This is a genomic window from Pseudomonas sp. GL-B-26, assembly GCF_019947405.1.
GTDB lineage: Bacteria > Pseudomonadota > Gammaproteobacteria > Pseudomonadales > Pseudomonadaceae > Aquipseudomonas.
On the sequence record NZ_JAGYGJ010000047.1, the window covers coordinates 17,627 to 43,572 of the forward strand.

General features: G+C 53.8%; 21 protein-coding genes. 6 read left to right on the forward strand and 15 right to left on the reverse strand.

The annotated features are described in order from the left end of the window. Positions 1 to 74 precede the first annotated feature (74 nt). From KGB23_RS24370 to KGB23_RS24400, 7 genes are all read right to left on the reverse strand, one after another. Complete coding sequence (locus KGB23_RS24370) at positions 75 to 1,010, reverse strand: DUF535 family protein (RefSeq protein WP_223432886.1); 936 nt, start codon at positions 1,008 to 1,010, stop codon at positions 75 to 77. 7 nt (positions 1,011 to 1,017) lie between these two features. Next, on the reverse strand, positions 1,018 to 1,995 hold the full coding sequence (locus KGB23_RS24375; protein ID WP_223432887.1) for a glycosyltransferase family 2 protein: 978 nt from the start codon (positions 1,993 to 1,995) through the stop codon (positions 1,018 to 1,020). Positions 1,996 to 2,038: 43 nt separating this feature from the next. Then, positions 2,039 to 2,563, reverse strand: a complete 525-nt coding sequence (locus KGB23_RS24380) for a serine O-acetyltransferase (RefSeq protein ID WP_095132884.1) — start codon at positions 2,561 to 2,563, stop codon at positions 2,039 to 2,041. Between the two features lie 8 nt (positions 2,564 to 2,571). After that, positions 2,572 to 3,528 (reverse strand): glycosyltransferase family 2 protein, encoded by a 957-nt coding sequence (locus KGB23_RS24385; RefSeq protein ID WP_223432888.1) that lies wholly within the window; start codon positions 3,526 to 3,528, stop codon positions 2,572 to 2,574. Continuing rightward, positions 3,521 to 4,138, reverse strand: a complete 618-nt coding sequence (locus KGB23_RS24390; RefSeq protein WP_223432889.1) for an acyltransferase — start codon at positions 4,136 to 4,138, stop codon at positions 3,521 to 3,523. Before KGB23_RS24390 ends, KGB23_RS24385 begins: the two co-directional genes overlap by 8 nt. A 133-nt stretch (positions 4,139 to 4,271) precedes the next feature. Further along, complete coding sequence (locus tag KGB23_RS24395; RefSeq protein WP_223432890.1) at positions 4,272 to 5,741, reverse strand: FAD-dependent oxidoreductase; 1,470 nt, start codon at positions 5,739 to 5,741, stop codon at positions 4,272 to 4,274. A 331-nt stretch (positions 5,742 to 6,072) separates the two neighbouring features. Then, complete coding sequence (locus KGB23_RS24400; protein WP_223432891.1) at positions 6,073 to 7,449, reverse strand: oligosaccharide flippase family protein; 1,377 nt, start codon at positions 7,447 to 7,449, stop codon at positions 6,073 to 6,075. A 95-nt stretch (positions 7,450 to 7,544) separates the two neighbouring features. Between KGB23_RS24400 and KGB23_RS24405 the strand changes: the two genes are divergently transcribed. Both KGB23_RS24405 and KGB23_RS24410 read left to right on the forward strand, forming a co-directional pair. After that, a complete protein-coding gene (locus KGB23_RS24405; RefSeq protein ID WP_223432892.1) occupies positions 7,545 to 9,068 on the forward strand; it encodes an O-antigen ligase family protein in 1,524 nt (507 codons plus the stop codon). 5 nt (positions 9,069 to 9,073) lie between these two features. Further along, the gene (locus tag KGB23_RS24410) at positions 9,074 to 11,695 is read left to right on the forward strand and encodes a glycosyl hydrolase family 5 (RefSeq protein ID WP_223432893.1); all 2,622 of its coding nucleotides are present in this window, start codon (positions 9,074 to 9,076) and stop codon (positions 11,693 to 11,695) included. A 64-nt stretch (positions 11,696 to 11,759) separates the two neighbouring features. On the opposite strand, the gene KGB23_RS24415 is transcribed toward KGB23_RS24410, so the two are convergent. Continuing rightward, positions 11,760 to 13,406: a phosphoethanolamine transferase gene (locus KGB23_RS24415; RefSeq protein WP_223432894.1), complete on the reverse strand. Its 1,647-nt coding sequence runs from the start codon at positions 13,404 to 13,406 to the stop codon at positions 11,760 to 11,762. A gap of 129 nt (positions 13,407 to 13,535) precedes the next feature. On the opposite strand from KGB23_RS24415, the gene galE reads away from it, so the two are divergent. Continuing rightward, entirely contained in the window at positions 13,536 to 14,513 is a 978-nt protein-coding gene (gene galE, locus KGB23_RS24420) for a UDP-glucose 4-epimerase GalE (RefSeq protein ID WP_223432895.1), read from the forward strand. 44 nt (positions 14,514 to 14,557) lie between these two features. Here galE and KGB23_RS24425 read toward each other — a convergent pair whose 3' ends face one another. The 6 genes from KGB23_RS24425 to KGB23_RS24455 form a co-directional block, all read right to left on the reverse strand. Next, complete coding sequence (locus KGB23_RS24425) at positions 14,558 to 15,289, reverse strand: CpsD/CapB family tyrosine-protein kinase (RefSeq protein ID WP_223432907.1); 732 nt, start codon at positions 15,287 to 15,289, stop codon at positions 14,558 to 14,560. A 68-nt stretch (positions 15,290 to 15,357) separates the two neighbouring features. Beyond that, entirely contained in the window at positions 15,358 to 16,917 is a 1,560-nt protein-coding gene (locus KGB23_RS24430) for a GumC family protein (protein ID WP_223432896.1), read from the reverse strand. Positions 16,918 to 16,937: 20 nt separating this feature from the next. Beyond that, positions 16,938 to 17,993 carry a hypothetical protein gene (locus KGB23_RS24435; protein WP_411741509.1) on the reverse strand — a complete coding sequence of 352 codons (1,056 nt, stop codon included), beginning with the start codon at positions 17,991 to 17,993 and terminating at the stop codon, positions 16,938 to 16,940. A gap of 86 nt (positions 17,994 to 18,079) precedes the next feature. After that, positions 18,080 to 18,637, reverse strand: coding sequence for a polysaccharide biosynthesis/export family protein (locus tag KGB23_RS24440; RefSeq protein ID WP_223432898.1), 558 nt, complete (start codon positions 18,635 to 18,637; stop codon positions 18,080 to 18,082). A gap of 426 nt (positions 18,638 to 19,063) precedes the next feature. Further along, complete coding sequence (locus KGB23_RS24445; RefSeq protein WP_223432899.1) at positions 19,064 to 19,561, reverse strand: hypothetical protein; 498 nt, start codon at positions 19,559 to 19,561, stop codon at positions 19,064 to 19,066. Positions 19,562 to 19,986: 425 nt separating this feature from the next. Beyond that, positions 19,987 to 20,640 (reverse strand): peroxiredoxin, encoded by a 654-nt coding sequence (locus KGB23_RS24455; protein ID WP_150657255.1) that lies wholly within the window; start codon positions 20,638 to 20,640, stop codon positions 19,987 to 19,989. 197 nt (positions 20,641 to 20,837) lie between these two features. On the opposite strand from KGB23_RS24455, the gene KGB23_RS24460 reads away from it, so the two are divergent. Further along, positions 20,838 to 21,554, forward strand: coding sequence for a glycosyltransferase family 25 protein (locus tag KGB23_RS24460; protein ID WP_223432900.1), 717 nt, complete (start codon positions 20,838 to 20,840; stop codon positions 21,552 to 21,554). A gap of 98 nt (positions 21,555 to 21,652) precedes the next feature. Here KGB23_RS24460 and KGB23_RS24465 read toward each other — a convergent pair whose 3' ends face one another. Then, the gene (locus KGB23_RS24465) at positions 21,653 to 21,982 is read right to left on the reverse strand and encodes a hypothetical protein (RefSeq protein ID WP_223432908.1); all 330 of its coding nucleotides are present in this window, start codon (positions 21,980 to 21,982) and stop codon (positions 21,653 to 21,655) included. Between the two features lie 184 nt (positions 21,983 to 22,166). Between KGB23_RS24465 and potE the strand changes: the two genes are divergently transcribed. Next, a complete protein-coding gene (gene potE, locus KGB23_RS24470; RefSeq protein ID WP_223432901.1) occupies positions 22,167 to 23,570 on the forward strand; it encodes a putrescine-ornithine antiporter in 1,404 nt (467 codons plus the stop codon). 2 nt (positions 23,571 to 23,572) lie between these two features. Further along, positions 23,573 to 25,858: an Orn/Lys/Arg decarboxylase N-terminal domain-containing protein gene (locus tag KGB23_RS24475; RefSeq protein ID WP_223432902.1), complete on the forward strand. Its 2,286-nt coding sequence runs from the start codon at positions 23,573 to 23,575 to the stop codon at positions 25,856 to 25,858. The last annotated feature ends 88 nt before the right edge of the window (positions 25,859 to 25,946 follow it).

The following is a 25,946-nucleotide window of genomic DNA, read 5'->3' on the forward strand; positions in this document are numbered from 1 at the left end:
GGAACCAGACTTAGTTGTCGTTGCGGTGGATTATTACTGCAAGTAATCCCACAGTAGTACAGGTATCAGGAACGTCAACTAGCCACACGACTGCTGCCATAACTACCTATCAACACGCTGTCTATCTTTTTAAAGGTGTCATCCAGCAGCTCATAACGCCTGCGGTACATGGCACGTTTTTTTGAAGCAATACTGTCGAGCGGTTTTCTGGACAGCATCATGGGAATCTCAAAAAAATCTTCGCGCTCTGATGGAGTCGCTCCATGCTCTAACCAGATCACATCATAATTTGCCGCCAGTTCCAGAGCTTTGTGAGCGCCAAAATACGGATGACGATGGTGGCGATACCCATCCCCTACCGCATAAATTTTTTCAACACCGATATTGATGGCAATGTATTTAATAACTTCGATCAGAAAGCTTCTTGGCCGAAGGCCTTCAAAGTCTTTTGTCAGGTCCCTGTAGATACTCAACGACCGTTCACTCTCGATGCCTTTATGTATCCCTTGAACGGCACCGATAAAAATACATAACTCAGTGTCCGTGCGACACAAAGTGAAGGCTATTGATGCAATGCGCAGATCCCCCTGAAACAAGTTCAGCACCAACTCCCCTTCACGCATAAACCAGAAGGGACGATCCAGCACCAGGGAACAACCAGCAGCAAACTCCGACAAATCACTCAGCATCAAACTGTCACTTCGCCCCCACAGCAATAGCTGCGGACAGCTTTTGGCAACCACTTCGTAATGCGAGGCCAACACACTAAGTTTATTCTTGGGGCTCCAGCTCTTGCTGATGTATGGCCAATGAACAACGCCTACACAATCCCCGCCTAATTTCTCAACACCGGACTTACCCAAGGCGTTCGACATACGCCCGCAAAACAACTTTAGCTCGGACCAGTTCTTTGCAACCAGCACCAACATTTTAAACTTATTATTCAATGCCCTTAAAGAATACCCGGCATGTAAAAAAAACACGCTCTTTACTATCACCCAATTATTCATATAAGTCTCACTTGTATTCGATCAACGCCGTCTTGCCGGCGCCGAATCTGTTCAGTAGAAACTTGACTTGCCCGAGCATCTCGGGAAATTTCCCCAGCACGAGAAAGAAAGCCCGCAGCCAGTTTTCGCGCGTGGACCTGTCGCCCCCGCGGGCGAGGCGCACAACCTGCAATGGATAGACCAGCAGCAGAAGCAGCCCAAACCATCCAAACACCAAACTCGCGATAACAGTCGCCAGCGGGACACCCAATCCCCAGAACCAGGCACGGCGCGACTCACGCAACCAATGTTGCTCCGGTGCGGCACCATGCAAAAATGCGCCCTCGGCAAAGGCATAACCACCGCGCAGGGTACGCTGCCACCATTGGCCGAACCGGGTCATGGTTGCATCGTGCAAGGTCATTTCCTCGCCCAGACGCCAGACCTTCCAACCATTCCCACGCAGACGTACGCACAATTCAGGCTCTTCCCCGGCAATAAGGCCCGGTCGAAACCCGGACACTTCGGCGAAGGCGTCAGCCCGCATCAGCGCATCACCACCACATGCCTTGGCCTCACCTACCGGCGTATCCCATTCGAAATCACACAGTAAGTTGTAAACAGAGTGCTGCGGAAAACGTTCACGGCGTCGTCCACAGACCACCGCGACGTCAGGATGTGTATCAAGAAAGGCCTGCGCCCGGAACAACCAACCGCCGACAACCTCACAATCACCGTCGACGAACTGCACATAACGCATCGCCGGCAATGAGCGTTGTATGCAGGCAAATCCTTCGTTGCGCGCACGCGCAGCCGTAAAGGGAATCGTCATGTCCAACTCGACCACCTCAACCCCAAGCCTCAGTGCCATCTGCACTGACCCGTCCGTTGACCCAGAGTCGACATAAACAACCTTCTGCGCCGAACCGACGAGAGAAATCAGACAACGCTCAAGCCGTAGGCCTTCGTTGCGACCGATAACAACGACACCCATACCCATAGCCATGGCGTTCACTCAGCGACGCAATTGAAGTAATCCATCAGGTGGTTCATGAGAATTCCCTCGATTCTGCGTACTTCCTTTTCTTGATAGTCGCAGGCACGCCCACTGCCACCGAGTCGTCCGGTACATCGGTCAGCACCACGGCATTGGCACCAATCACGACATTATTGCCAATGCGGATATTGCCCAGCACCTTGGCCCCTGCTCCGATATCAACATTGTTACCCATCACCGGAGCAATCGGCTCACTCACATTCTTGAGGCCCACAACGACGCCATTGCGAATACGGCAATCATCGCCGAACTGCGCATAGCCACTGATCACGATTCCGCCGAAATGATCGATGACGAAGTTGCGCCCGACCACAACCTCACACGGCAACTCGATACCCGTGACGATCTGCACCAGTTTGAAGAGAACTTTGTATATAAAGGAGAACAACTTACGTAACAGTGCCGGTCGCACACCGTAACGCCAGCGCCCAAAGCGATAAACCACCATCACCCAAAACCCCTGAGCCCCCCAATCTCCGGCGTATGCACGCAAGTCCGCACGTATGTTTTCGAACATAACTGGCTCTACCGTGTTGGTTGGCTAGCGAATTTGGTATCACGCAGCAACGCCCAAGTCACACGAGTATGCTGCCAACACGCCCCTAAAGCGGCCCGACCACGGCCTTTCAATAGCGCCTTGAGCGCCACAATCAGATCACCCAGACTTACCAATAGCATATGTGAGGCCAAACCAGGCAGACCGTGGTGCTTGCGGAAGTACAAAAGCTCACTTTCGATTTGTATCGTGGGTAGCTGGCGACTAACCGCATTGAGTTTATCAACAGACTTGGCACTTTCACCGCCGATATGCACCACCGTGGTATGCGGGTAATAAACCACCTTCCAGCCTGCCTGTTTAACGCGTTTGCAGTGATCTATCTCCTCGAAGTAAAGGAAGTAGCGCGGATCGAACAAGCCAACCTGGTCGATGACTTCACGGCGGATCAGGTAATAGCACCCGGGCACCCAGTCGCACTCACGCACCGAAGCATGATCCCAGGCCATGTCGTCGACTCTTTTCACCACAGGGAAAAAGCGTTCAAGCCCTGTATGCGAAAGGAAGACATTTAACGGCGTTGGAAAATAGCGACAGGAGGGCTGTAAATCACCCTCTCGTCCAACCAATCGAACGCCGAGGACACCGCAATCAGGATGAGTCTCCATGTAGTCGAGCGTCTTGCTCAGCGTATCCGCAGCAACAAAGGCATCGGTATTGAGGAGCAATGCATACTTGCCCTGCAGGTGTTCAACCAATTGATTATTGGCACGCCCAAATCCCACGTTATTTTCATTGGCCAGTTGCAATGCCTCTGGACAAATAGTTGCCAGACATTCCAGCGAATTATCGACAGAGGCATTATCCACCACCAAATAGCGCGTGCGATCCACGCTAGTTGACTGGCGTAACGCATTAAACATCGGTTGCAACAACTCCGCTGTATTGTAATTAACCACCAACACATCAAGGGGAGCACTAACCATTGGGTTGCTCGCCAAAAAAGTGTTGTGCTCTCATTGCTATAAGCTTCGGTTCAAATGCCGGGTCGTATACACCATTGCGCTGCCTGATAAGGTCAATCCACGGATAAGTGGCGCTACGCTCTTCGACTTTCGCCAATACATCTTCCAAGGTACAGATTACCTTGGCTGGATTACCCCCAACCACTACCCCTGGCGGAACATCTTTTATGACTACAGCACCGGCTGCGACAATCGAATTAGGGCCAATAGTCACACGCGGCATGATGATAGAGCCATAGCCGATAAAACAATTATCAAGAATATCGATAGGGCCGACAGAATCAAGTTTTGTATTAAAGCGCACCTCGAGCATGCCGACTATTCCATCGTGGCCGAATAGCGTGCAACAAGATAAACCTACATTATTTCCGAGTCGTACTAGCGAAGGGTCAGTTATGTTGGCAGCAGGATTGATCCATACGCCTTTACCGATGGAGTGCAGCCCTCCCCACCGAACCATATGCTTAGCCCATTCATACCCGTCCGGTTTACAGAATTTTTTATAGAGCGGGGTCCCATGCCCCGTTGTTTTTGCAATATAAGCAACAATACGTTTCAGTAGACCAATCATCCTGTCAGCCTCATTAATTCAGCGATAGACATCTGTGCCAAGGTTAGATACACCCTGATTCTTCATTACCACTACTCTAAGAGTAGACGCTTCCCTAAAATCCAACATTCAAATAATCCCCACATGCTCCCACTCAGGAATACCTGCCCACCGCGGGCCCCATCTGATGGTTGAGATAATCTGCGAGCCTTAGAGCAATTTGCAAAAGAGGCATCGTGGGGTTACAGGCACCGCCTGTAGCGAAAACACTGCTACCCGCAACGTAAAGATTCTCAACACCAAACACTTTGCAGTTCTCGTCGACCACACCAAACTCAGGCGACGTCGCCATCCGCGTGGTCCCCATATGATGAGCATGGGGATTGAGCTTCAGTGGCAAATCGACGTCATACACATATTCTTCCAACTTGACGAAGCCCAGCCCTGTGTCGGCAAAACACTTTGCCACTTCGAGCCCTATGGACTTGACGGTTTCCCTGTCTGCAGGAGTTAGCTCCCAATGAATCTTGACCTTCCTCATCCCTAACGCATCTCGCTCGTCGAGCAATGAGATGCGGCTATTGGGGTTGGGAAACTGCTCGATCAGCGTGCCGAGCACCCCATCTCCAGGGCAATCGAACTTGGCAATAAATTCAATCTTGCGCTCCGCACCCACTTCACAAACGAGGTTCTCGAAAAAGCTCTTGATGGCAGACATTCGCCCATAGGATTTCACTTCAGCGACAAGCGTGGCCGTCACATTCCCTTTACCTGACTTGTGCTCCATCACGAATGCATCGGTCGTGAAGTACTCCTTCCGAGCATCTGTATCCTGCCCGTCGCTCAGGATAAAGGTTCCCATTTCGACGTTCAGGTGCTCCATGAAGCATCTACCGACGAAACCATCCTTGCTTACGATACCGCCAGCTGCCAGCGACTCGCTGTTGAGCAGGTGCCTGGCATTCTCGATTGCGCCTGTCGCCAGAATGAATTGTTTTGCCGTGATTCGCTCGCGATGCAACTCGTAGTCGGAGACGACTATCGTTGCTATGCGGCCAGTCTTGTTGTCGAACTCAAGATCGACGCAATTGCAATGGATGAAGACATCCAGCCCCTCGGTTTCATTCAGTTCCCTGGCATATTTTTGTGCAAATCGCGTCGGTGGGCTTAACAGGAAACGATCAGCGTCAAAGTCGGTGCCGTCCAAAGTCGCATTGATAGCCTTGAATCCGGAGTGCGGCGGAAGATCGACAATATCCATGGCCGCCGACAGATTGCGCTCGATCTCGGAAAACGCGATGGGCCAACCGGGCACGGGCACCGGAGGGCCTACGGTAAAGTCCGACTTTTCGAATGGACGGCATCGCCCGGCCCAGTGATTGGAGGTCCCGCCAAGATAACGCAGGCGTGTTTCATGAGCGTAGACCTCGAGGCCTGATGATGAGACCTTGTAGAGGTTCTGCGAGGCCGGCGAATACTCGTGCCCGCCGCCCTCGACAAGCACCACACGCCGACCATTACCGGCTAAACGCAAGGCCAGCGTAATGCCGGCCGGCCCCCCACCTATGATGCAAACGTCATAGCGATCGCGGAGCTCTTTCTGCGATTGGTAGTCTTTGATCATGCGTGTGCTTGCCGAAAATGCTGGGCAGGCAGTACCCATCCGTTGATGACAACAAACTCGGATTTAGCAGCAGAAGGCCGGGAAACGGCTTTGGAAAATCCGAACATGAGCCCTCCAATACTCAACAGAGCAGAAGCGTGGAGGAAGCCTCTGCGCCCCATCACAGAGGTATTCAAATCAGTTTCTCTCATGATTCAAAGCTCCACGACACCGAGAATACGTTGGAGATTTCAACTACAGATCAAGGCCACATTTTTTTGGCGACAGCCATCAATACCTCAATGGCGACGCGGTGCCACAGCTTTGGAAACATCAAGAGAAATAGATCAGATCAAAGCCATTTAACAAAATCCGTCAATAACTCCCCACACAATGCCCCCACCGCCAGCATAGGCAGCACCACCAGTTCACGCTTGAGACTGAACATCCCCAGACGACAATTGACATAAAAAACCAGGATAAGCGTAGGGAACGTGTACAGGGCAGCGCCCCAAATCGCATATTTGACCCCGCCAATCGCCAACAGCAGAGGCAGCAGCACCCACAACGAGACCACGCGAATAATGTTATCCATGGCCTGGTACTTGGTGAGTCCCAAGGCAATCCAGACCTGATTCGCCAGCATGTAGCGCATTGTGAAAAAAGAGAGTGAAAGAATGGCCATCATGTTGCCGGCCTGAGCGTAACGCTCATCGTACAAGATGCTGATGAGCAGGGGACTGCCAGTCCAAAACAGTCCACATAAAAACAGACAGGCAAGATCGAGCATCAATTTCAAGCGGTAGTACAAAGCGTGGAGCCGTACGGTGTCATTCGTTCTTGAGGCCTCACTGAAGGCCGGCAAGGCCACGGCCCCGACTACCTTTTGCAACGCAAGCTGAACAGCTCCCAAAATCAGCACGGCAATGGAGTAAACGCCCAGTTCGCTGGCCGTCATGCTGCCGCCGAACCAGACACGATCACCGTACATGGCCAATACGCCCACTGCCGACGACAACAGTATCCAACGGCCGAAGCCGACTAATTCATCGAGCGCAGTACGCTCCCACTGTAGACGGTTAGAAGGGCCTTCAAACCAGAAATGCCCCAGCAGCGTGTTGACCATCGATTGGACCAGACCTGCAATCACCAGCGACCAGATGGACCTGGTGAAGTAACCGATGCCCAGCATGACCAACAGCCCGACGACCTGAGACGCGAACTCGGTGAGTACCACTTTCTTTTGCTGGAAAGTGCGCACTGCCAGGTCGACTTTGGTCGACTGAAAACCAACGATGATTGCCGAGAAACCGGTCACGGCCAACACCAGCGGCAACTCGGGTGCGGCGTAGGTGGAATTGGTCGACCACAGATTGAGGGTCTGTGCATACCAGGCGAGGGCCGCGAGGAGAAGTGTCGAAGCAAAGAGGATAAAGCCGCGCACGATCTGCACGGTCCAGATGGTATTGAGAAACACCGGATCGTCGCCACGCGGGCTCTGGATGATGTTCTGGCGCAAGCCGACATCGGAAAGCATGTGCAGAACCAGAGAAACGGTGATGGCGATCATCATGATGCCGAACATCTCCGGCATCAGCAGACGGGCCATTATCAGGTTGCCGCCCAAGCGAAAGGCTTGAGACGTAACCAGCGCCCCGAGATTCCATGCCCCGGCAGAGATCGCGCGCTTACGAAGACCCAACGTTGGCGACAAATCAACTAACGACATAGCATCATCCCCGGACTCAATGGCTCAAAAGGAACTATAGTCGCGTTTGGCCATTCCACTAGCCGTCGCTCATCAATCAATAAGTCCAATCATCCATGCCTGAGCACTTCCGAGCGTTAATCGTCATTCTGGTCCTTACTGGCATCGTATTTGCCATGGCACGTCGACCAGCAGCAGACCTGATTCCCGACCGTAACTTCACTCGTCGGCGCAATCTGTGGTTCGTATTGACGCTTCTGGCGTTTGTGTCGTACAGCTTCTGGGTGTACGCGGGCATTGCCGCGATCGTTTTGACCTTCGCACGAAATCGCGAACGCAATCCCGTGGCGCTATTTTTCCTTCTGCTGTTTCTCATCCCGCCAGCCACGGCGGAGATTCCGGGCTTCGGCCTGGTCAACTATTTTTTTGCCCTTAACCATATTCGTCTGCTGGCACTGTGTGTGTTGCTTCCGGCTTTTTTGGCTCTGCGCAAACGCGCCGACACGGTCCCTTTCGGGCGCACCGGGCCTGACAAACTGTTAGCCGCCTACCTCCTGCTGACGAGTCTGCTTTTCCTGCGCGAAACCACCGTCACCGACACCTTGCGCCAAATGCTCTACCTGTTCCTCGAAGTTTTTTTGCCTTACTACGTTGCCAGCCGGGCGCTGAAGAACCTCAGCGACTTCAAGGACGCTCTGTTCGGTTTTGTACTCGCCGCCATGGTGCTATCGCTTATAGGTCTCTTCGAATATGCCAAGCACTGGCAGTTGTACAGCGCGGTTGTCTACGCCATGGGCCTGCAATGGGATCCCGGCTACTTGAGCCGTGGTGGCTCATTACGCGCCAGCGTCACTACCGGCCAGGCCATTGCGCTGGGCTTAGTCATCAGCGTGGCCATCGGCTTTTACCTGTACTTGCAGGAGGAGGTACGTAGCAAAATGCAGCGCAGCCTCGGCGCACTGTTGCTCGCCGGTGGTCTGTTCGCACCGCTGTCGCGTGGCCCCTGGATCGGTGCAGCCGTCATGATCGTCGTGTTCATCGGCACCGGCCGTAAAGCGATCAAACGCCTGATGCTGCTGGCGGCCGCCGGGGCGATCGCCCTGCCCTTGCTGGCCATCGTGCCGGGCGGGCAAAAAGTGCTTGATCTGCTACCGTTTATCGGCACGGTGGAGGTCGAAAATATCACCTACCGGCAGCGCTTGATTGATAACGCCATGATCGTTATCCAGCGCAACCCTTGGCTGGGTTCTTTCGACTTCCGCAGCACACCGGAAATGCAGTCCATGATTCAGGGCCAGGGGATCATCGATATCGTGAACACCTATATCGGCATAGCGCTGTCGTTCGGTTTGATTGGCTTGACGCTTTTCGTGGTTTTTTTCGCCAGTGTCCTGCTGGGCATCCGCAAGGGGATGCGTTCGTTCCCCAACAAAGACGATGAGGCACGCCGACTCGGACGTGCACTTCTGGCGACACTGGCCGGGATCCTGATCACCATCGTTACCGTTAGCAGTATCACGGTCATCCCCGTGGTGTATTGGTCGGTGGCTGGACTGTGCGTGGCCTACGCTCAGATGGCACGCAGGTTCAAGCAGACCTCGACGGCCGTCACGGCGAGTACCCATCTCCAACTCAGGTAGAACCCATGATCCAGTTGTTTCGCCGCCCCCAGATTCTGCTCCTGCTGTTTTTTGTCATTTGGCCGTTTCGTACCTGGGCGTCGGACTGGGTCGTCAGTGTGGATGAGCGCAACGGCCTGCCAACGCTGATGCGTGGCGGCAGCCCGGTAGTTGCTACGACATTCTCGTTCTTTGGGCGCAACTGGGACTGGACGTATTTGCAGACCGAATTCAAGGTAATCACCCCTTATCGATACTCCCTTGCAGGTAAAAACCAAGCGCTGGATTTCGACTTGACTGCGCAGATTCAGAAGCAAAACGAGCAAAAACTGACCTGGAACTTTGCCCTGGATGCACACAGCGGGAAGTCTGGCGTTTCAGGGGGTGGCATCGTCTTCGAATTCGACCCCGCTCTTTTCGCTGGAGAAATGGGCGAGCCCACTTTGCTACCCGACAACCGCGGCTGGACCTGGGGCAATGCACAAGGTCGACGCATCGAAATGCGCTTCGAGCCCGCACTGGCGGGTGTGTACTTTGAACCGGGCAGTAAATCCGAGGTGCGCGCTTTTTTCTACAAGAACACGATCAAATCTGGCCGCCAGGATTTCACAGCCACCTTGAGCGTTTCTGGCGATGTGGCGGTCGGCCCGACCACTACCGAGCGCTTCGGGCTGTCGGACCCAAAGAACTGGCCGACTGACAAGCTCGACAGGAAAACCTCGCCGGTCGACCTGTCCTTTCTCAACGCTCAGGAAAAACCTGCAGGCAAGCGCGGCTTCATCAAAGCCTCCGGCGAGCAATTGCTATTTGCCGACAACACTACGGCGCGTTTCTGGGGCACCAACCTTTCGGCCTACACGCTGTTCCTCACGCCAGACGATGCAATCAAGCAGCAGGCCAAACGCCTGTCCGCACTGGGCTTCAATCTTGTACGACTGCACCACCATGACTCGCCATGGGTCTTGCCGAACATCTTTGGCGACGGCAGGGTCACGCGCAGCACCCAGCAACTGAGCCCGGAATCGCAGAAAAAAATCGACTGGTGGATCAAGTGCCTGAAAGACGAAGGCATTTATGTGTGGCTCGATCTGCACGTCCAGCGAGTCTTTACTGAAAACGACAACATCTATGGCTTCGATGAGTTGCCAAAAGAAGAGCAGAATTTTACCTATCTCAAGGGCTATTCCTATGTGAATCTCACCATTCAGAAAGCCATGAAGCGCTTTACCGAAGCCTACCTGACCCATGTAAACAGCTATACCGGTCTTGCCTACAAAGACGACCCGGCGATCGCCGCCGTACTGATTACCAACGAAAACGACGTCACCAACCACTTTGGCAACGCCCTGTTGCCAGACAAGAATGTGCCGAAGCACAACCGCATCTACATGGCGGAGGCCGAAGCCTTTGCCAAACAACACAATCTGTCTGCAAACCAGACCTGGCGCTCCTGGGAGCCAGGTCCCTCCAAGCTGTTCCTTAACGATCTGGAGCGACGTTTCAACGTCGACATGATTCAACACCTGCGTGGAATAGGCGTGAAGGTCCCCATCGCCACGACCAGTAGCTGGGGCCGCAATGGTCTGAACTCCCTGCCGGCCCTTACTGCCGGCGACGTAATCGATGTCCATAGTTACGGGGGCTCGGGACAGATAGAGAAAAACCCGCTCTACAGCGACGGCATAGTGAATTGGATTGCCGCCGGCCAGGTCATCGGCAAACCCTTGACCGTCACCGAGTGGAACAATGAGCCCTTCCCGACACCAGACCGTCACTCGCTGCCGCTCTATATCGCCGGCACCGCCAGCCACCAAGGCTGGGACGCACTGATGCAATATGCCTACAGCCAGGAGCCACTGGGGGGCGAAGGAGGGATGAGTGCCAACAACTGGCACGCCTATAACGACCCTGCAATGCTGGCCACCCTGCCCGCCGCCGCCTTGCTTTATCGCCGTGCAGACGTTCACGAAGCAACAACGACCTACGTCTTCGCGCCGACGCCAGGCACCCTGTTCAACCAAATGATCACACCGGCCAGCTCTGCTCTCCTGCGCACAGCCATGGAGAAAGGCAAGCTGGAAATCGCGATGCCACAGACGCCGGAATTGCCTTGGTTGCAACAGAGCGCTATCCCAAGCAAGGCACAGGAATTTCATGATCCTGACCAGTCGCTGCTGGACGCCAATGCCAGCGAGTCCACGACCGACACGGGAGAGCTAAAGCGCAACTGGAAACGAGGCATCTACACCATCAATACACCGCGTACCCAAGCCGCTACCGGCTGGATCGGCGGCGAGTCGATCAGCCTTGGCAACATTAAGGTTCAAGTGAAGACCGCCAACGCCAGTGTGGTGGTGCAAAGTCTGGACGACGCGCCTTTGGGACGATCACAGGATTTACTGATTTCGTTAGGCACCCGTGCCATCCCCCAAGACGTCGACAAAGTACCTTTTTACGTTGAGCCCCTCGAGGGCACGCTAACCATCCAGGCGCCGCAAGGCTTGACACTGTTCACCCACGGCATTCTGAGGCAAATGAAGAAGCTGCCCGCGACCTACCTTGATGGCCGCTATACAATCAAGTTCGACGGCTTGCAGGCGTCGAACTGGTTGTTCTTGAAAAAAGACGTCACGCCAGCACAACCTTAGGCGTTGCGCAGCCGACCTCAACCTGATGGAACAACAACTTGCGGTGTTGTTCCGTGAGGGCTATTTAAAGGGCGTCAAAATCAAACGATGGGACATAGCCTGCGCCGAGCAGATGTGGACATTTCGACGATACAAAATCATCACTTAATAAATCATCCGCACTTTTATACTTGCTCGTGAAAACCCCGGTGATATTTAAAAGAGTATGTGGCAAGGAGGATATGCTGATTTTCTGACTTTCTCTTTCCTTCAACTTTAAAAGCTTGAGCGATTGCTGGCTTGAAACATTATCGGATGCCCAGATAAATGCCGAAACCGGGAGATCGTATTTATTGCCAATTCCGTGACCCAGGAGCCCTCGACTGTCATCCATCATGTTTTCACCATGATCCGATGAATAAAACAAGACAGATGGTTTTTTGCTTGACTTCAGCTGATCAATAATTGCGCTCAATAGCCAGTCGGTATACAAAATACTATTGTCATACTCTGCGGTAATTTTGTCTTTGAAGCTGTCTGTTGACGGCTTGAACTTATCGAATTGTTCTGGGTATCGGCGTGAATACTCGAAATGACTACCCTTGACATGAATGAATATGGCTTTCTTTTGTGTATCGCCTTTATTTAATATTTTTTCATATTCTGAAATCAATGCTCCATCATAGCTTCTCTCAAAATATTGACGATATTGTGCCTCTGCGGCTATTTGTGGAATTATCCCGCCAAAACTATCAACTTCCTGCACAGACAACCAATAGGTCATGTACCCGGCTGCGCGATATATACTCACCAATGATTTGGTTGACGCAATGGAGTCCCAATCCGATATAGGCTCAAGGCTCAGCATTGAAGGAACCGCGTACGAGGTATACGGGGCTGTCGTGCAGATCTTATTAAACTTGAAAATCCCCGCCTGCTTACCGAGATTCGGGGTTGTTTCCTTGTTATAACCGTAGAGGGACCAGTTCTGCGGCCGTGATGACTCACCGATCACAAAAACAATGGTTTCTATATTGGATTGATCCGACATACTGGTTATTTTTACATCGGATTCCCGACGGCGCTTGATAAGGTTCTCCGTCCCCAAATACAAGTTTGCAGTCAGGGCAATTTGCGACAAATAACCTACTGGCGTGCTTTGATCTTTTGCAAGGAGATCCATGACTGCAGATTTCCCGAAAGAATTAAGTTTGACAGTTTTATAAAAATACGCCCCATACCCCACTAGCAAGGCGCTAACAACCAAAACAAAAATACCTTTGTTTTTATATAATTCGCGCTTATGCAGGCCTATTAATCCAGCCCCATAGCAAAATATGAAAATCACCAAAACGATACTGATCGGCTGCCAATAGGTCGGCAGAAATTCGCTCGCCTCCTGATAGTTTGTCAAGCCAATAAATATATAGGCAGCTGTTAATCTCGAGTTGAAATTCAAAACCAAAAACAGATCAATAGCTGCTATCAAATAGAACGGCAGCAGAAGAATGTGAACCTTGAATTGACTGGATGAAATAAATCTAATTGCCAAAAGCCACAACACCGACATGCCCAGGGTGTATACGACCAATAAATCAATTTTAGAGTATTGATAGTTTGCAAGCGTTCTAACAATCAACGGTGATAGCAGAAATAACCACAATACTAAATTCGGCCATTCTGCTTTAAATATTTTTAATGAATAATCGATAATTTTGGCAGAATTTTTCATTTGATAATAATTCTCGCAGGATGCCCTTATGCCTCCTCAGAGGGTAGCTTCAATTGGCGCGCTCGCTGTATCTTGTTCAAAATAATCTGTGCCTGCACAGCAATAGTGCCCAGGAAATCGGAGATCAGGATGAAATTTTTGGTGGTGGGTGGCGCGGGTTATATCGGCTCGCACATGGTGAAGCAGCTACTGAGTGCAGGTCACGATCTTGTGGTGGCAGACAATTTCTCAACGGGTTATCGCAGCGCGTTGAGGGGCGGGACATTGGTCGAACTGGACATAGCCGACGAACAGGCGCTGGACGCCCTGTTTGCGGGACACCACTTTGATGCCGTGTTCCACTTCGCGTCCTTTATACAGGTGGGCGAATCCGTCGCTGAACCTGCCAAGTACTATCAAAACAATTTCGCCGCCACCCTGACGCTGCTCCAGGCGATGGTTCGCGCCGGGGTTAAAAACTTCATTTTTTCCTCGAGCGCCGCCGTCTACGGTGATCCGGTGTATGTACCCATCGACGAGGAGCATCCCAAGGTCGCGATCAACCCTTATGGTCGCAGCAAGTGGATGGTGGAGCAGATGCTTGAAGATTTCGACCGCGCCTACGGGCTGAAATCGGTCTGCCTGCGCTACTTCAACGCCGCCGGAGCAGACCCTGAAGGACAGTTAGGTGAACGCCATGAACCGGAAACCCATCTGCTGCCACTGATCCTGCAAGCAGCCTCCGGACGGCGCGCAACCATCACCGTCTATGGCCGTGATTACGACACGCCTGACGGCACTTGCATTCGCGACTACGTCCACGTTGTCGACCTCGTTGCAGCTCACGCACTTGCAGTGGATTATCTGCTGGCAGGGGGTGCAAGCACGGCGTTCAACCTCGGTAACGGTCAAGGTTTCTCAGTACAGCAAGTGATAGATACCGCGCGCTACGTGACCGGCCAGGATATCTCTGTCAGCGAAGCGCCACGTCGCGCGGGCGATCCACCACGCCTTGTGGCCGATCCCCGCAGGGCCAACACATTACTTGGCTGGCAAGCGCAATTTGGCTCACTTGAACAGATAGTGGCGCACGCCTGGAACTGGGAGCAGAAGTACCCTTGGCACTGACCGTCGGCGCTAGCCAATAGCGCCGATCTCCTGCGGGTGATGCTCTAGTAGTAAGAGCGGTTTTCGGGCTCGGCTTTGTTCAACACCGTGCCAATCAGATTGGCTGTCCCAAGATGATGCAGGCTTTCCTCGATCTCTTTCTTGCTGTTCAATCCATTAGCGACAACGAGCAGGACACAGTCGAACCTGGGCAGGACGTTAATCACATCATCCGAACTCAACAACGGCGGCAAGTCGAAAATCACGACGCGTGAGTTGTAGCGCTCGCGCAGATCAACAATCAAATGGCTCACTGCAGGCGATGACAGCACTTCGGTGGAAAGAGGAATCGGCTCACGCGTCGGCAGGACCACAAAGCGCGGCAAGGTCGGATTGACCAGTACTTCTTGCAGTTCAGCTTCATCCGCCAACAATTCATTAAGCGATTTATCCATCGGCAGACCCAGATACTCACCCACCTTCGGACGACGCAAGTCGAAGTCCACCAGTAACGCCGTCTTGGTCGTGTGATGCGCGATGCTCATTGCCAGGTTTATAGCCAACACCGTCTTGCCTGCCTCCGGAGTCGGCGAGGTGATGGCGAGCGTGCGCCAGCCATTTTCTTCCATGATTTTTAGAACTTGTGTACGCAGTAGATCGAATGCCCCACTCATATTCGAATTTTTGTTGTAAGCCACAATGCGGTTGCGCTCAAGGTGATCTGGTCGCAAAGGTACAACCTTGGTTTGCACATAACTGAGTGCATTCAGACCTGTGGACTGCGCGGTCGGTGTCATGGCTTTTGACGAGGTCTGTTGCTCGGCTTTTTCGGTATCGGGATTGAACATTTCCATGGCTATATTCCTTATGCAAACCGGCCCAGAGCTTTAAACATCAGAAGATCCAGAGGCATGTAGAGGAAGTGCAGGAGCACCAGAAAGATCGCGATTGTCACGACTCCACAGACGATCAATAGCATTCGCCACTTCCTGCGGCGTGCCAGTTCAGCCTTGGTGTGAATGTAGGGAATGGAAACCAATACGCGTCTACCCAGCACGCTGGCCAAGACCTGGGCACCGCGCACACGCTGACTCATCATCTCGAGGAGCATCACCAGCGCGCCGGCACCCACCGGGGCAAGCAAGAAACCCATGGCAACCACTTTTTTACGGTTCGGCCGTACCGGCTTCTCGGGCATCAGCGGCGACTCCAGAAGAACAAAACGCTCGGCTTTGTTTTCCTGCTCCAGGCTTTCGGAAATTTTCGCACTCATTTCCTTCGTGCGAATCTCTTCATATTTTTTACGAGCATTATCGTGGTCACGCATCACCGTAACCAAGCCGCGCTCGATTTGCGGCGTCTCAATAATTTGTGCCTCGTATTCGGCTATTTTTCCGAGTATTTGCTGCTTTTGATCGGCCAGCGACTTGATACGTGCTTCTGCTGCGGAGATCCGCGCCTGGGCCTTGGCAACGTCCAGATTGACCGAAGCCCCTGCACCAGCACCTTTGCCAGCCTCAAGTGCAGCAATTTTGCGTTTGACGGCACGCACGTCGGGGTGGGCTTGCGTATACAGCGCCTGCAACCGGGTGTACTCCGCTTTGAGGCTAGCCAGATCCTGTGGTTTATCAACTGCCGCACCGGGTGCTCCAGGCTTGGTCGCTAGCCCGGCATTCGCGGCGGAAAGCTCCAGCTCATTGAAGCGCAACTCCTCACGGGCAGTTTTGTAGTCACGGTCGACCTCTTTGAGCTCGGTTTCGGCGCGCGTCAACATATTCATGCGCAGCTCCTGATGCTCGGGCAGCGCGTTGCTGTGTGCCTGCTTGAAGTCCGCCAACCGGTTCTCGAGGGCTTCCAGTTCCACCCTGAGTTTGTCCGCCTCCTGCGTCAGGAACTCTGTCGTTTCACTGGCGCGTTCGGTGCGCTGCTTGATGTTTTCATCCAGAAACAGCGTCACCAGCTCCTTGGCAACTTTGTTCGCAATCTCTGGCTGCCGGTGCTCGAAGGAAAGACGGAAAGCAATCGTCACCTCTCCGCGCCCCTTGACGGCAGCACTGACCAGGGAGACCACAATCGCATTGCGCATTTCTTCGATCTTCTCGCTAACGCTCAGTTGCCGACTTTGCGAAGCAAAAAGATTGTATTTGTCGATGATCCCTTCCAGATGCTCACGGGTCATCACGCGCTGGCGAATGACTTCGATGCGCTCATCGGCAAAGGTATTGTTGTTGGCCGCCACCAGGTCTGGCGAAATCTGTTGAGACTCCACCAGAATCGTGCCGGATGACTCATAGGTCGGCGGGAGAGAGATCGCTACCGCTATGCACACGCCGAGTATGACCACGAAACTCACGATCAACAGCAGGGCGTGGTGCTTGATGATAGCTAGGTAGTCGTTGAACGACATTTCGTATTCAGAGGCCATATTTCTCACACAGCTGAATGTCAGAGACCGGGATAACTATAGGTCAACGTCAGCCCGACGACGTTTGCAGTGGCATCCGGCAAGCCATCTTGCTGGCGTTGTTTGTATGTGTAGGATAGGCGTGCAATCCAAAAAGGCGAGAGTTCTTGGCTAAACCAGGCACTGTAATTTTTCAGGGTATTCGGCGTCCGGCCTTTGGCGTCTTGCCAGGAGGCATCGAAACCGGTGCGTCGGGTCTCGTCGACGGCATAGCTCCATGTCCCCCTCAGGGCATCAACCTCGACGAAACCACCGTCCCCGCTGGCGAGAGTGCTACGACTGGCGTCGATGCTGGTATCAATACGCTCACCGGCATATTGCAACATTAAACCGCCCTGGCCTTTGGGGCCGCTACCGGTGCCGGAGACTTGGTTGAGACCCACGTAGGCCGTCCCCTTAAACCGCTCGGAGAATTCGACATTCAAGCCGATCGCAGGGGTGTAGCTGTTCGAGGAAGCCACCGCAGACCCCTTGTCCGGCTCATAGCGCCTCACGCCCAAACGGGTGAACAGCTCGACCTGCTCACTCCATGCATAGTTCCAGCTGAAGCGGGTCGCCAGCTCGTCATAGTTGGTCAGTGAATTAATATCGTAAGTGACATGAGTGTAGTCAGTCTCGTTAACCAGGGTACTTCGCTCGCTGAGAGCAGTGCTCCAGTTGCCGCCCAGCAAATACATCTTTTGCGTGCCATCAGAGGCAACTACGCCGGTTTCCTGAACTACCGTGGAAAGCGTAGAGTTTTCTTCATACCTCGCCGTGAGTCCAAAAGCCCCCGTTTCGGTCTCGCGCTGCCACCCTAACCTTAATCTGGGATCTTCACGGTCCGAAACGATCGACGTATCCGACGAGCGCACGATATTTACCCCGAGACCGAACTGGAACTCATCCCGTCCGGAAGTACCCACGAGGCTGTAATCGGGGGCGATGATGGTACGGGTCACCCCCTTCTCATCACTCGTGAGCAACAGTGGGTTGCTGTCGTACTCGACCGTCGAAGGCACTGCTATAGCTGATTGCCAAGTAGCAGCATAGGCCATGTCCGAACACGACAAAGCCAGGATTGCCGTCGCAATCCCGGTCGTTCGAAATTCAAGCAAGATAATCCTTAGTGCCTCGCGCAAGGCTAAGGCACGACCAGCGTATCGCCGGCTTTAAGTAGAAAATTGGTGGTCATGTCTTTCCCTGACATCAACTCGCTATAGTCGACGCGCAGGATCTCTTGTTTAGCCCCATTGGACCGCACGACCTTAATGTCGTCTTTATCGGCGAATTTGTCGAGCCCGCCCGCCATGCTTATTACCTGCAGCACTGACGTTCGACCTGCCATATGCACGGGGCCGGGTTTCAGCACTTTGCCCTGGACGTAGACGAGATTACCTTCGGTGCCGGTGACGACAACGCTCACCTGCGGATCAGGTATGAATTTCTCAAGTTTGGCAGCGATTTGCTGCTCGACAGCGGTGGTATCAAGCCCCTCAACATCGACTCGCCCTACCAGCGGGAAGGTAATGCTGCCATTGGGGAGTACGCGTACATCCTGTTTGAGCTTGTCTTCGCCCCAAACGGAAATAGAAAGGTTATCTCCCGGACTCAGCCGGTAAGTCGGGTCGTTTTCGACGGCATTGGAAAGGCTGGGCCAAACGACCAGCGCGCAGAGCACAGGTATCAATGAACGGAACATCGGGATCCCTCCGTCTAAGTGGCCATGCAAGGAGTCTAGAACAAAAAAACCTAGTCAAATCACTCTAGCCTATTTCACGCCAAAGAAACTACTAAACAGCAATCACCTTGAGCTTCTGGGTGGTCAATTCTACCAATGCAACACACCCGAAACCGGAACGTTAGTGCAAAACAGAACAATAGTGTTATTTAACAATAGGTTGGAACAGGCAAACCACCTCCGATGTATTTCGCGCCAATATTAACTACACCATACCCGCTTGAGCTGGCTCAACTGCGACACTGTCAACCTGACGATGACTACGTTTGCCAGCGCAACTAACTGATATCCACAATCACAACAAAAGCATCACATAAAGCCGTGTGTCCAGCCAGCCACCAGAGTGACCGTCTAAATAACCCTTATTGCCAAAAACGTTAACAACACTTATATCTTCCGTCGGTTGGCGACCACAATAAAACCAAACAACGCGGAAGAAAATAACCATGCTGCCGCAGAAAGCGGTACTGCATTGGGTTGGTTGATATCAGATACCCCCACCAGACTTTTATCCTGGAGAGATGAATCAATCTTGAATTTCTTATTGTCAACCGCCGCCATTAATCCGTCACGGGAAGAAGAATTGACGGATACATCCACGCCTGAGTCAGCGTGATGATTGACACTGTTAACTTTCGCAGAATGGACATCATCGACGTAAATATCAGTGATCAATGAAGGCAAGCCAAGGCCCTTTCCAAAAGTAAGTAGTGCGCCACCCGCGTTATCTTTGAGAGCCGTACAAAGTTGAGGCCCTAACTCCTCGCAAGCGCTGCTTATGCGACTAATTTCATAGGCCAAACTGGTCGCCTGAGCACTAGCAACGGCTGCACCATTCAGGATCACAGACAACAACACAAATTTAATGACAAGTGTTGAGCGCATAACACCGCCTCCTTGCGCAGGGGGGTTATTCTTTTGTCGGTTGAAGGAATCTTTATCGGCTAAATTGAGCCTATAAGCACATCGCTATTACGTCAATGGTCCGTCACAATAATAAATCGAAATTTCATTTTACGGAGGATGGCGTCAAAATAACGCCACAACAAGCACGCCAGTCCACTGAATTCTATCCATGTGAAATAGCTTCACGCATGGGCATCGGTCGCATCAGGAGCCGGCCAAAGTACCCGGCGGCGGAGAGTTTTTGACGCATGAAGACGGCATGACAGGCCCAGCCCTGGAACACTGTAGAAGTCTCGGCGCTGCACCAGGGAACCATGCTCAACCTCCCTGGCACCCGCGCCGAGCAGATCAATTCAATGCGCGTAAAAGGCATCGCGATTGAAGACAGGATGAATGACTGACCATTACTTCGGTTGCGCCACCGTACGCAAATAAGGTTTCACCGTCTTGAAGCCATCCGGGTACTTCTTCCTTGCGTCGTCGTCGGATACCGACGTAGGAATGATCACATCCTCACCCGGACGCCAGTTCACCGGCGTGGCAACCGTGTGCTTGGCGTTTAACTGGATAGCATCGAGCAGCCGTAACACTTCATCGAAATTGCGCCCGGCACTCATCGGGTAGATCAGCATCGCCTTGATCTTTTTATCCGGGCCGACAATGAATACTGAGCGCACCGTGGCGTTGTCCACGGCAGTACGAGCGCCGCCACTGGCGTTCGGGTGGATCATGTCGTAGAGCTTGGCCACCACCAGATTCTCGTCGCCGATCATGGGGTAGTTGACCGCATGGCCCTGGGTTTCTTCGATGTCTTTGGCCCAGGTCTGATGGTTACCGACCGGGTCGACGCTGAGGCCGACAATCTTGGTGTTGCGTTTGTCGAACTCCGGCTTGAGCCCGGCCATATAACCGAGTTCAGTGGTGCAGACCGGGGTGAAGTCCTTAGGATGTGAGAACAGGATGGCCCACTTGTCGCCAATCCATTCGTGGAAATGGAGCGTGCCTTCGGTGGTTTCGGCGGTGAAATCCGGTGCTTCGTCGCCAATACGAATGGTCATGTGCGTTCTCCTCGCTGTGAAGGGTAGGGAAACTCTCGGAACGATCCAGTATAGGAGACCTTGAAGACTTCGCTCTGCACCCGTCGAAGGGCTGCTGCACACCGATTTACGAGACTAAAACTTCATCCGCAAATGCTGCCTATACTGCAATCCGGCCAATCCAACTGCCCTGATTGTCTGCGCTAAGGACCTGACAGATGAATGTGATCGATTATTTTGATCGAGTAAGAATCATCAATATCTCGTCAAGAAAAGATCGCCGTTTAGAAACAGTAGAAGAATTCGCTCGCAACGGCTTTCACATTGATGATGAGAAAATAGGCTTTTTTGAGGCTGTTACGCCCAGTGAGGGAAATGGCTTCCCGAGCGTCGGGGTCAGAGGCTGCTTTTTGAGTCATCTGGGGGTGCTGGAAGAGGCGATGCGCCTGAATTTGAAAAACATCTTGATCCTGGAGGACGACATACAGTTTTCCAGACATATTTCTCAATATGGAAGAGAGGCCATCGAGTCTCTGGAAGGTATGGAGTGGGACATCGTCTATTTTGGGCATCCGTTTGAAGAAAATTCAAACTTGCCCGCTTGGAAAGCAGTTGACCGGCCAATACATTTGGCCCATTTCTATGCAGTTAACGGGAAATGCTTTGGGAAATTGAGGGATTTTTTATTCCAGATTCTGGAGCGGCCACCGGGACATCCTGACGGAGGTCCGATGCATTATGACGCCGCTCTCAATACGCTTATTCATAAGAATAAAGAAATCCTGGCTTACTATTTCACTTGGAATTGTGGCTATCAAAGGCCCTCGCGGACGGACCTGCATGAGCTTTCCATCTTTGACAGGGTGCCTCTCCTGCGGCCGGTAATGGGTATGCTCAGGAGGTTAAAGGCAAAAAATCTGAGAAGAACTCGATAGTTTTCTCTCTTTAAAGAAGGTCTGAAGTACCCAATGCCTGACGTAACCAACCGGCACGGCGCAGGAGCCGTGTCCGGGTGATTGTGGCGCCCCCCTCCTCATTTGCGCGCCAACTTGTACCGGACGCACTCCTCGTAAAAGCTCTCGCGCAGGGCTGCGGGCTTCATCCGCGAATGACTGTCATAGGTCTGCTCGGTAATGCCCATCGCCATCATGTGCATCCACGGCTTGCTGAACTTGTAGGTATGTAACTTCTGCCGCGCTGCATACAGTGAAACCCCGGACAGCTTGAGCTCCTGGGCTCTCGCCGCAGTACCTGCGCCCCAGCTGCAAATGTAACGATCATTCGATGCCAGCTCTTTGGCCTGGACAGTGGCGGCAACGCTCGCCAGGCCTAACGAAATCAGCGCAACCATCACATTCCGCATTTGCATTCGATCCCAACTAACTGAAAATTAATTGATTCTGGTCAAAAGTTTCAGTCTTCGGGGCCAGCAAAATGCCTTAAGTGCGCTATCGCCTGTTTTCTCCACGTCTTACGGACGTTTCTTGCGAGATTCCAATCCTTAGCTATAGCTAACACTCTATCCCGCCAATGAATGAGGCAACGGAATGTCAGTCGCAAAGAAAATGACAGTGGGGCAACTGACGATGTTGACAGCCGTCAACATGTTGGGCTCCGGCATTGTGCTGCTCCCCACAAAACTTGCCGAAGTTGGCGGTATTTCCATCCTTTCCTGGCTGATCACGGCCACTGGCTCCCTGGCGCTGGCCTATGCCTTTGCGCGCTGCGGGATGCTCAGCCGAAAGACCGGGGGTATGGGCGGCTATGCCGAATACACCTTCGGCAAGGCGGGTAACTACATCACGAACTACACCTATGGCCTCTCGCTGTTGATTGCCAACGTGGCGATCAGTATTACGGCGGTCGGCTATATCCAGGAGCTGTTCCATGTTGAACTGGGCTCACTGCAAGTGGGTCTGGCGACCATCGCTTTGTTATGGATCACCACCTTCGCCAACTTCGGCGGCGCGCGGATTACCGGCCGGATCGGTTCGATCACGGTTTGGGGTGTCATTGCGCCGGTGGTGCTGGTGTCCACCATTGGCTGGTTCTGGTTCGACAGCAGTGTCTACGCCGCCGGCTGGAACCCCCACAACATGGGCTGGTTCGAAGCTGCAGGTGCATCGGTGGCGATCACCTTGTGGGCATTCCTCGGCCTGGAGTCGGCGTGCGCCAACACCGATGCCGTGGAAAATCCAGAGAGGAACGTACCCATTGCGGTGCTTGGCGGCACCCTCGGCGCGGCGGTGATCTACATCGTCTCCACCAACGTCATCGCCGGTATCGTCGATAACCCGGAACTGGCCTCCTCAACTGCACCGTTCGGGCTGGTCTTTGCCAAGATGTTCACCCCTATGGTCGGCGACATTGTGATGGCCGCGATGGTACTGGCGTGCATCGGTTCGCTGCTGGGTTGGCAATTCACCATCGCTCAGGTCTACAAAAGCTCCGCGGACACCGGTTACTTCCTGTCGATCTTCGCCAAGTCAAACAAGGCCGGAACACCCATTGTCGGCATGCTGGTGCTGCTGGCAGTGCAGACGGCGCTGGCTTTTCTCACCATCAGCCCTGACCTGAGCAAGCAGTTCGACACCCTCGTCAACCTCGCGGTGGTCACCAACCTGGTGCCCTACATCCTCTCCATGGCCGCGTTGATGACCATTCAAAAGGTCTCCAACGTTCCGGCGGGCACGGCGCTGATAACCAACATCATTGCGTGGGTCGCAGCGGCTTACAGCTACCTGGCACTCTACAGTTCGGGCGCGCAGGCACTGATGCTCGGCGGCGTGGCAACGATCTTTGGTTACACGCTGTTTGGCTTCGTCAACAACCGCCTGATCCGCCTCGAAGCGCTCAACAACAGCGTACCGACACAGACCGTAAGCGCTCAGCACATCACGGGCGAGCCGGTACCGGTCAATAACTTGCAAGCAGTAAAAGTGGAGGCTTGATCATGACGGAATATAAAAATTCGCTCGGAATGCTCACGCTGTTGGTCAGCAGCCCGCCGGACAAACGCACCGTCTTTGGTCGCGCCCTGCATCAGTTGATCAACGATGTGGAGGAACGCGCCGTCCGGGTGCTGGCGTCGGAAACCCTGAGCGACGCCACATCGATCCTGCGCTCGGACCCGGCCATTCAATGCGTGCTGCTCAGCTGGGAAATGGACAAAAGCGAAGACCACGAGGAATGCATCCAGCTGCTGGTCAGCCTGCGTGAGCGCAACACCCGGGTGCCGGTTTTCCTGATTAGCGACCGCAGTACCGCGTCGAACATTCCGCTGGTGGTCATGCAACACGCCGATGACTTCATCTGGTTGCCCGAGGACACCAGCCGTTTCCTCAGCGGGCGCATCCTGGCGGCCATCGAGCGTTATCGCCAAGCCGCACTGCCTCCCATGTTCGGGGCGCTGGTGAAGTTTTCCCGAACCTATGAATACTCGTGGCACACCCCTGGACATGCCGGCGGCACAGCGTTTTTGAAGAGCACCGCGGGGCGCGCCTTCTACGAGTTTTTTGGCGAGAACCTGCTGCGTTCGGACCTGTCGATTTCGGTCGGCGAACTCGGTTCGCTGCTCGATCACAGCGGCCCCATCGGCCAGGGCGAGCGCTACGCCGCCAAGGTGTTCGGCGCCCACCGCACCTACTACGTCACCAACGGCTCGTCGATGTCCAACCGCGTCATCCTCATGGCCAGCGTCACGCGCAATCAGATCGCCCTGTGTGACCGCAACTGCCACAAGTCCGCCGAGCATGCGATGACCCTGTCCGGGGCCATTCCGACCTATCTGGTGCCGACCCGCAACCGCTTCGGCATCATCGGCCCGATCCTGCCGCAAACCCTGAGCGCCGAAGGCGTGAAAGCCGCTATCGCCAGCAACCCGCTAGTCAAGCAGGGCATCGATCCGACACCCGTCCACGCCATCATCACCAACTCCACTTACGACGGCCTGACCTATAACGTCACCCGCGTCGAAGAGTTGCTGGGGCAAAGTGTCGATCGTCTGCATTTCGATGAAGCCTGGTACGGTTATGCGCGTTTCAACCCGCTGTACCGCGAGCGCCACGCCATGCACGGCAGCCCGGACGATCACGACGACTCGAAGCCGACCGTGTTCGCCACCCAGTCGACCCACAAGTTGCTGGCCGCCCTGTCCCAGGCCTCGATGATTCACGTGCGTAACGGCCGCAACCCGATCGAACACGGGCGCTTCAACGAGTCGTACATGATGCACGCCTCGACTTCGCCGAACTACGCAATCATGGCTTCGTGCGACGTCAGCTCGGCGATGATGGAAGCGCCCAGCGGGCAAATCCTCACCACCGAATCGATCGAAGAAGCCATCAGTTTCCGCCAGGTCGTCTCGCGCATGCACAACGAGATGTTGAGCAAGGATGACTGGTTCTTTACCTGCTGGCAGCCGCCGACCGTGCAGGTTGGCGCGGCCACCGTGCCGTTCCATGAAGTCGACCCGGTGCTGTTGAAAACCGAGCCGAACTGCTGGGTACTGCACCCCAACGCGGTATGGCACGGCTTCGGTGACATCGAAGAAGGCTACTGCATGCTCGACCCGATCAAGGTCTCGGTGCTCAGCCCCGGCATGGGCGACGACGGCAACCTGCTCGACTCGGGCATCCCGGCTTGTGTGCTGACGGCGTACCTGGGACGTCAGGGCATCGTGGTCGAGAAAACCACCGACTTCACCATCCTGTTCCTGTTCTCCATCGGCATCACCAAAGGCAAATGGGGCACCTTGCTCAATGCCCTGCTCGACTTCAAACGCGACTATGACGACAACGTCGAACTGGAACTGTGCCTGCCGGATCTGCTGGCCGCCAACCAGACTCGTTACGCCGGCATGGGCCTCAAGGACCTGGCCGACGAAATCTTCGCTGCCATGAAGAAACACAAAACCACCGCCAACATGGCCCAGGCGTTCGGCACACTGCCGCAAGCCGAATTCAGCCCGGTGGAGGCCTACGAAAAACTGGTCAGAAACGAAATCGAACGGGTGACACTCGAAGAAGCCGCCGGACGCATCGCCGCCACCGGGATCGTGCCGTATCCACCGGGCATTCCACTGCTGATGCCGGGTGAAAACGCCGGGGCTGCGGATGGGCCGTTGCTGGCCTATCTCAAGGCGCTGGAAGCCTTCGACAAATCCTTCCCGGGTTTCACCCATGACACCCACGGGATCGAAAGCGAGGGCGGGGTTTATCGCCTGCTGGTGTTGAAATGAGCTAGCGCCTGTACGTGCAGCAAAGTAAAAAAACGGGCGCCCTGAAGGCGCCCGTTTTATATGTCTTCTCCTAAGCGATTAACCCCTC

Coding starts and splice junctions, on each gene's coding strand:
- KGB23_RS24370 (WP_223432886.1), bottom strand. CDS start 1,010: ATGAATAATTGGGTGATAGTAAAGAGCGTGTTTTTTTTACATGCCGGG.
- KGB23_RS24375 (WP_223432887.1), bottom strand. CDS start 1,995: ATGGCTATGGGTATGGGTGTCGTTGTTATCGGTCGCAACGAAGGCCTA.
- KGB23_RS24380 (WP_095132884.1), bottom strand. CDS start 2,563: ATGTTCGAAAACATACGTGCGGACTTGCGTGCATACGCCGGAGATTGG.
- KGB23_RS24385 (WP_223432888.1), bottom strand. CDS start 3,528: ATGGTTAGTGCTCCCCTTGATGTGTTGGTGGTTAATTACAATACAGCG.
- KGB23_RS24390 (WP_223432889.1), bottom strand. CDS start 4,138: ATGATTGGTCTACTGAAACGTATTGTTGCTTATATTGCAAAAACAACG.
- KGB23_RS24395 (WP_223432890.1), bottom strand. CDS start 5,741: ATGATCAAAGACTACCAATCGCAGAAAGAGCTCCGCGATCGCTATGAC.
- KGB23_RS24400 (WP_223432891.1), bottom strand. CDS start 7,449: ATGTCGTTAGTTGATTTGTCGCCAACGTTGGGTCTTCGTAAGCGCGCG.
- KGB23_RS24405 (WP_223432892.1), top strand. CDS start 7,545: ATGCCTGAGCACTTCCGAGCGTTAATCGTCATTCTGGTCCTTACTGGC.
- KGB23_RS24410 (WP_223432893.1), top strand. CDS start 9,074: ATGATCCAGTTGTTTCGCCGCCCCCAGATTCTGCTCCTGCTGTTTTTT.
- KGB23_RS24415 (WP_223432894.1), bottom strand. CDS start 13,406: ATGAAAAATTCTGCCAAAATTATCGATTATTCATTAAAAATATTTAAA.
- galE (WP_223432895.1), top strand. CDS start 13,536: ATGAAATTTTTGGTGGTGGGTGGCGCGGGTTATATCGGCTCGCACATG.
- KGB23_RS24425 (WP_223432907.1), bottom strand. CDS start 15,289: ATGACACCGACCGCGCAGTCCACAGGTCTGAATGCACTCAGTTATGTG.
- KGB23_RS24430 (WP_223432896.1), bottom strand. CDS start 16,917: ATGGCCTCTGAATACGAAATGTCGTTCAACGACTACCTAGCTATCATC.
- KGB23_RS24435 (WP_411741509.1), bottom strand. CDS start 17,993: ATGGCCTATGCTGCTACTTGGCAATCAGCTATAGCAGTGCCTTCGACG.
- KGB23_RS24440 (WP_223432898.1), bottom strand. CDS start 18,637: ATGTTCCGTTCATTGATACCTGTGCTCTGCGCGCTGGTCGTTTGGCCC.
- KGB23_RS24445 (WP_223432899.1), bottom strand. CDS start 19,561: ATGCGCTCAACACTTGTCATTAAATTTGTGTTGTTGTCTGTGATCCTG.
- KGB23_RS24455 (WP_150657255.1), bottom strand. CDS start 20,640: ATGACCATTCGTATTGGCGACGAAGCACCGGATTTCACCGCCGAAACC.
- KGB23_RS24460 (WP_223432900.1), top strand. CDS start 20,838: ATGAATGTGATCGATTATTTTGATCGAGTAAGAATCATCAATATCTCG.
- KGB23_RS24465 (WP_223432908.1), bottom strand. CDS start 21,982: ATGCGGAATGTGATGGTTGCGCTGATTTCGTTAGGCCTGGCGAGCGTT.
- potE (WP_223432901.1), top strand. CDS start 22,167: ATGTCAGTCGCAAAGAAAATGACAGTGGGGCAACTGACGATGTTGACA.
- KGB23_RS24475 (WP_223432902.1), top strand. CDS start 23,573: ATGACGGAATATAAAAATTCGCTCGGAATGCTCACGCTGTTGGTCAGC.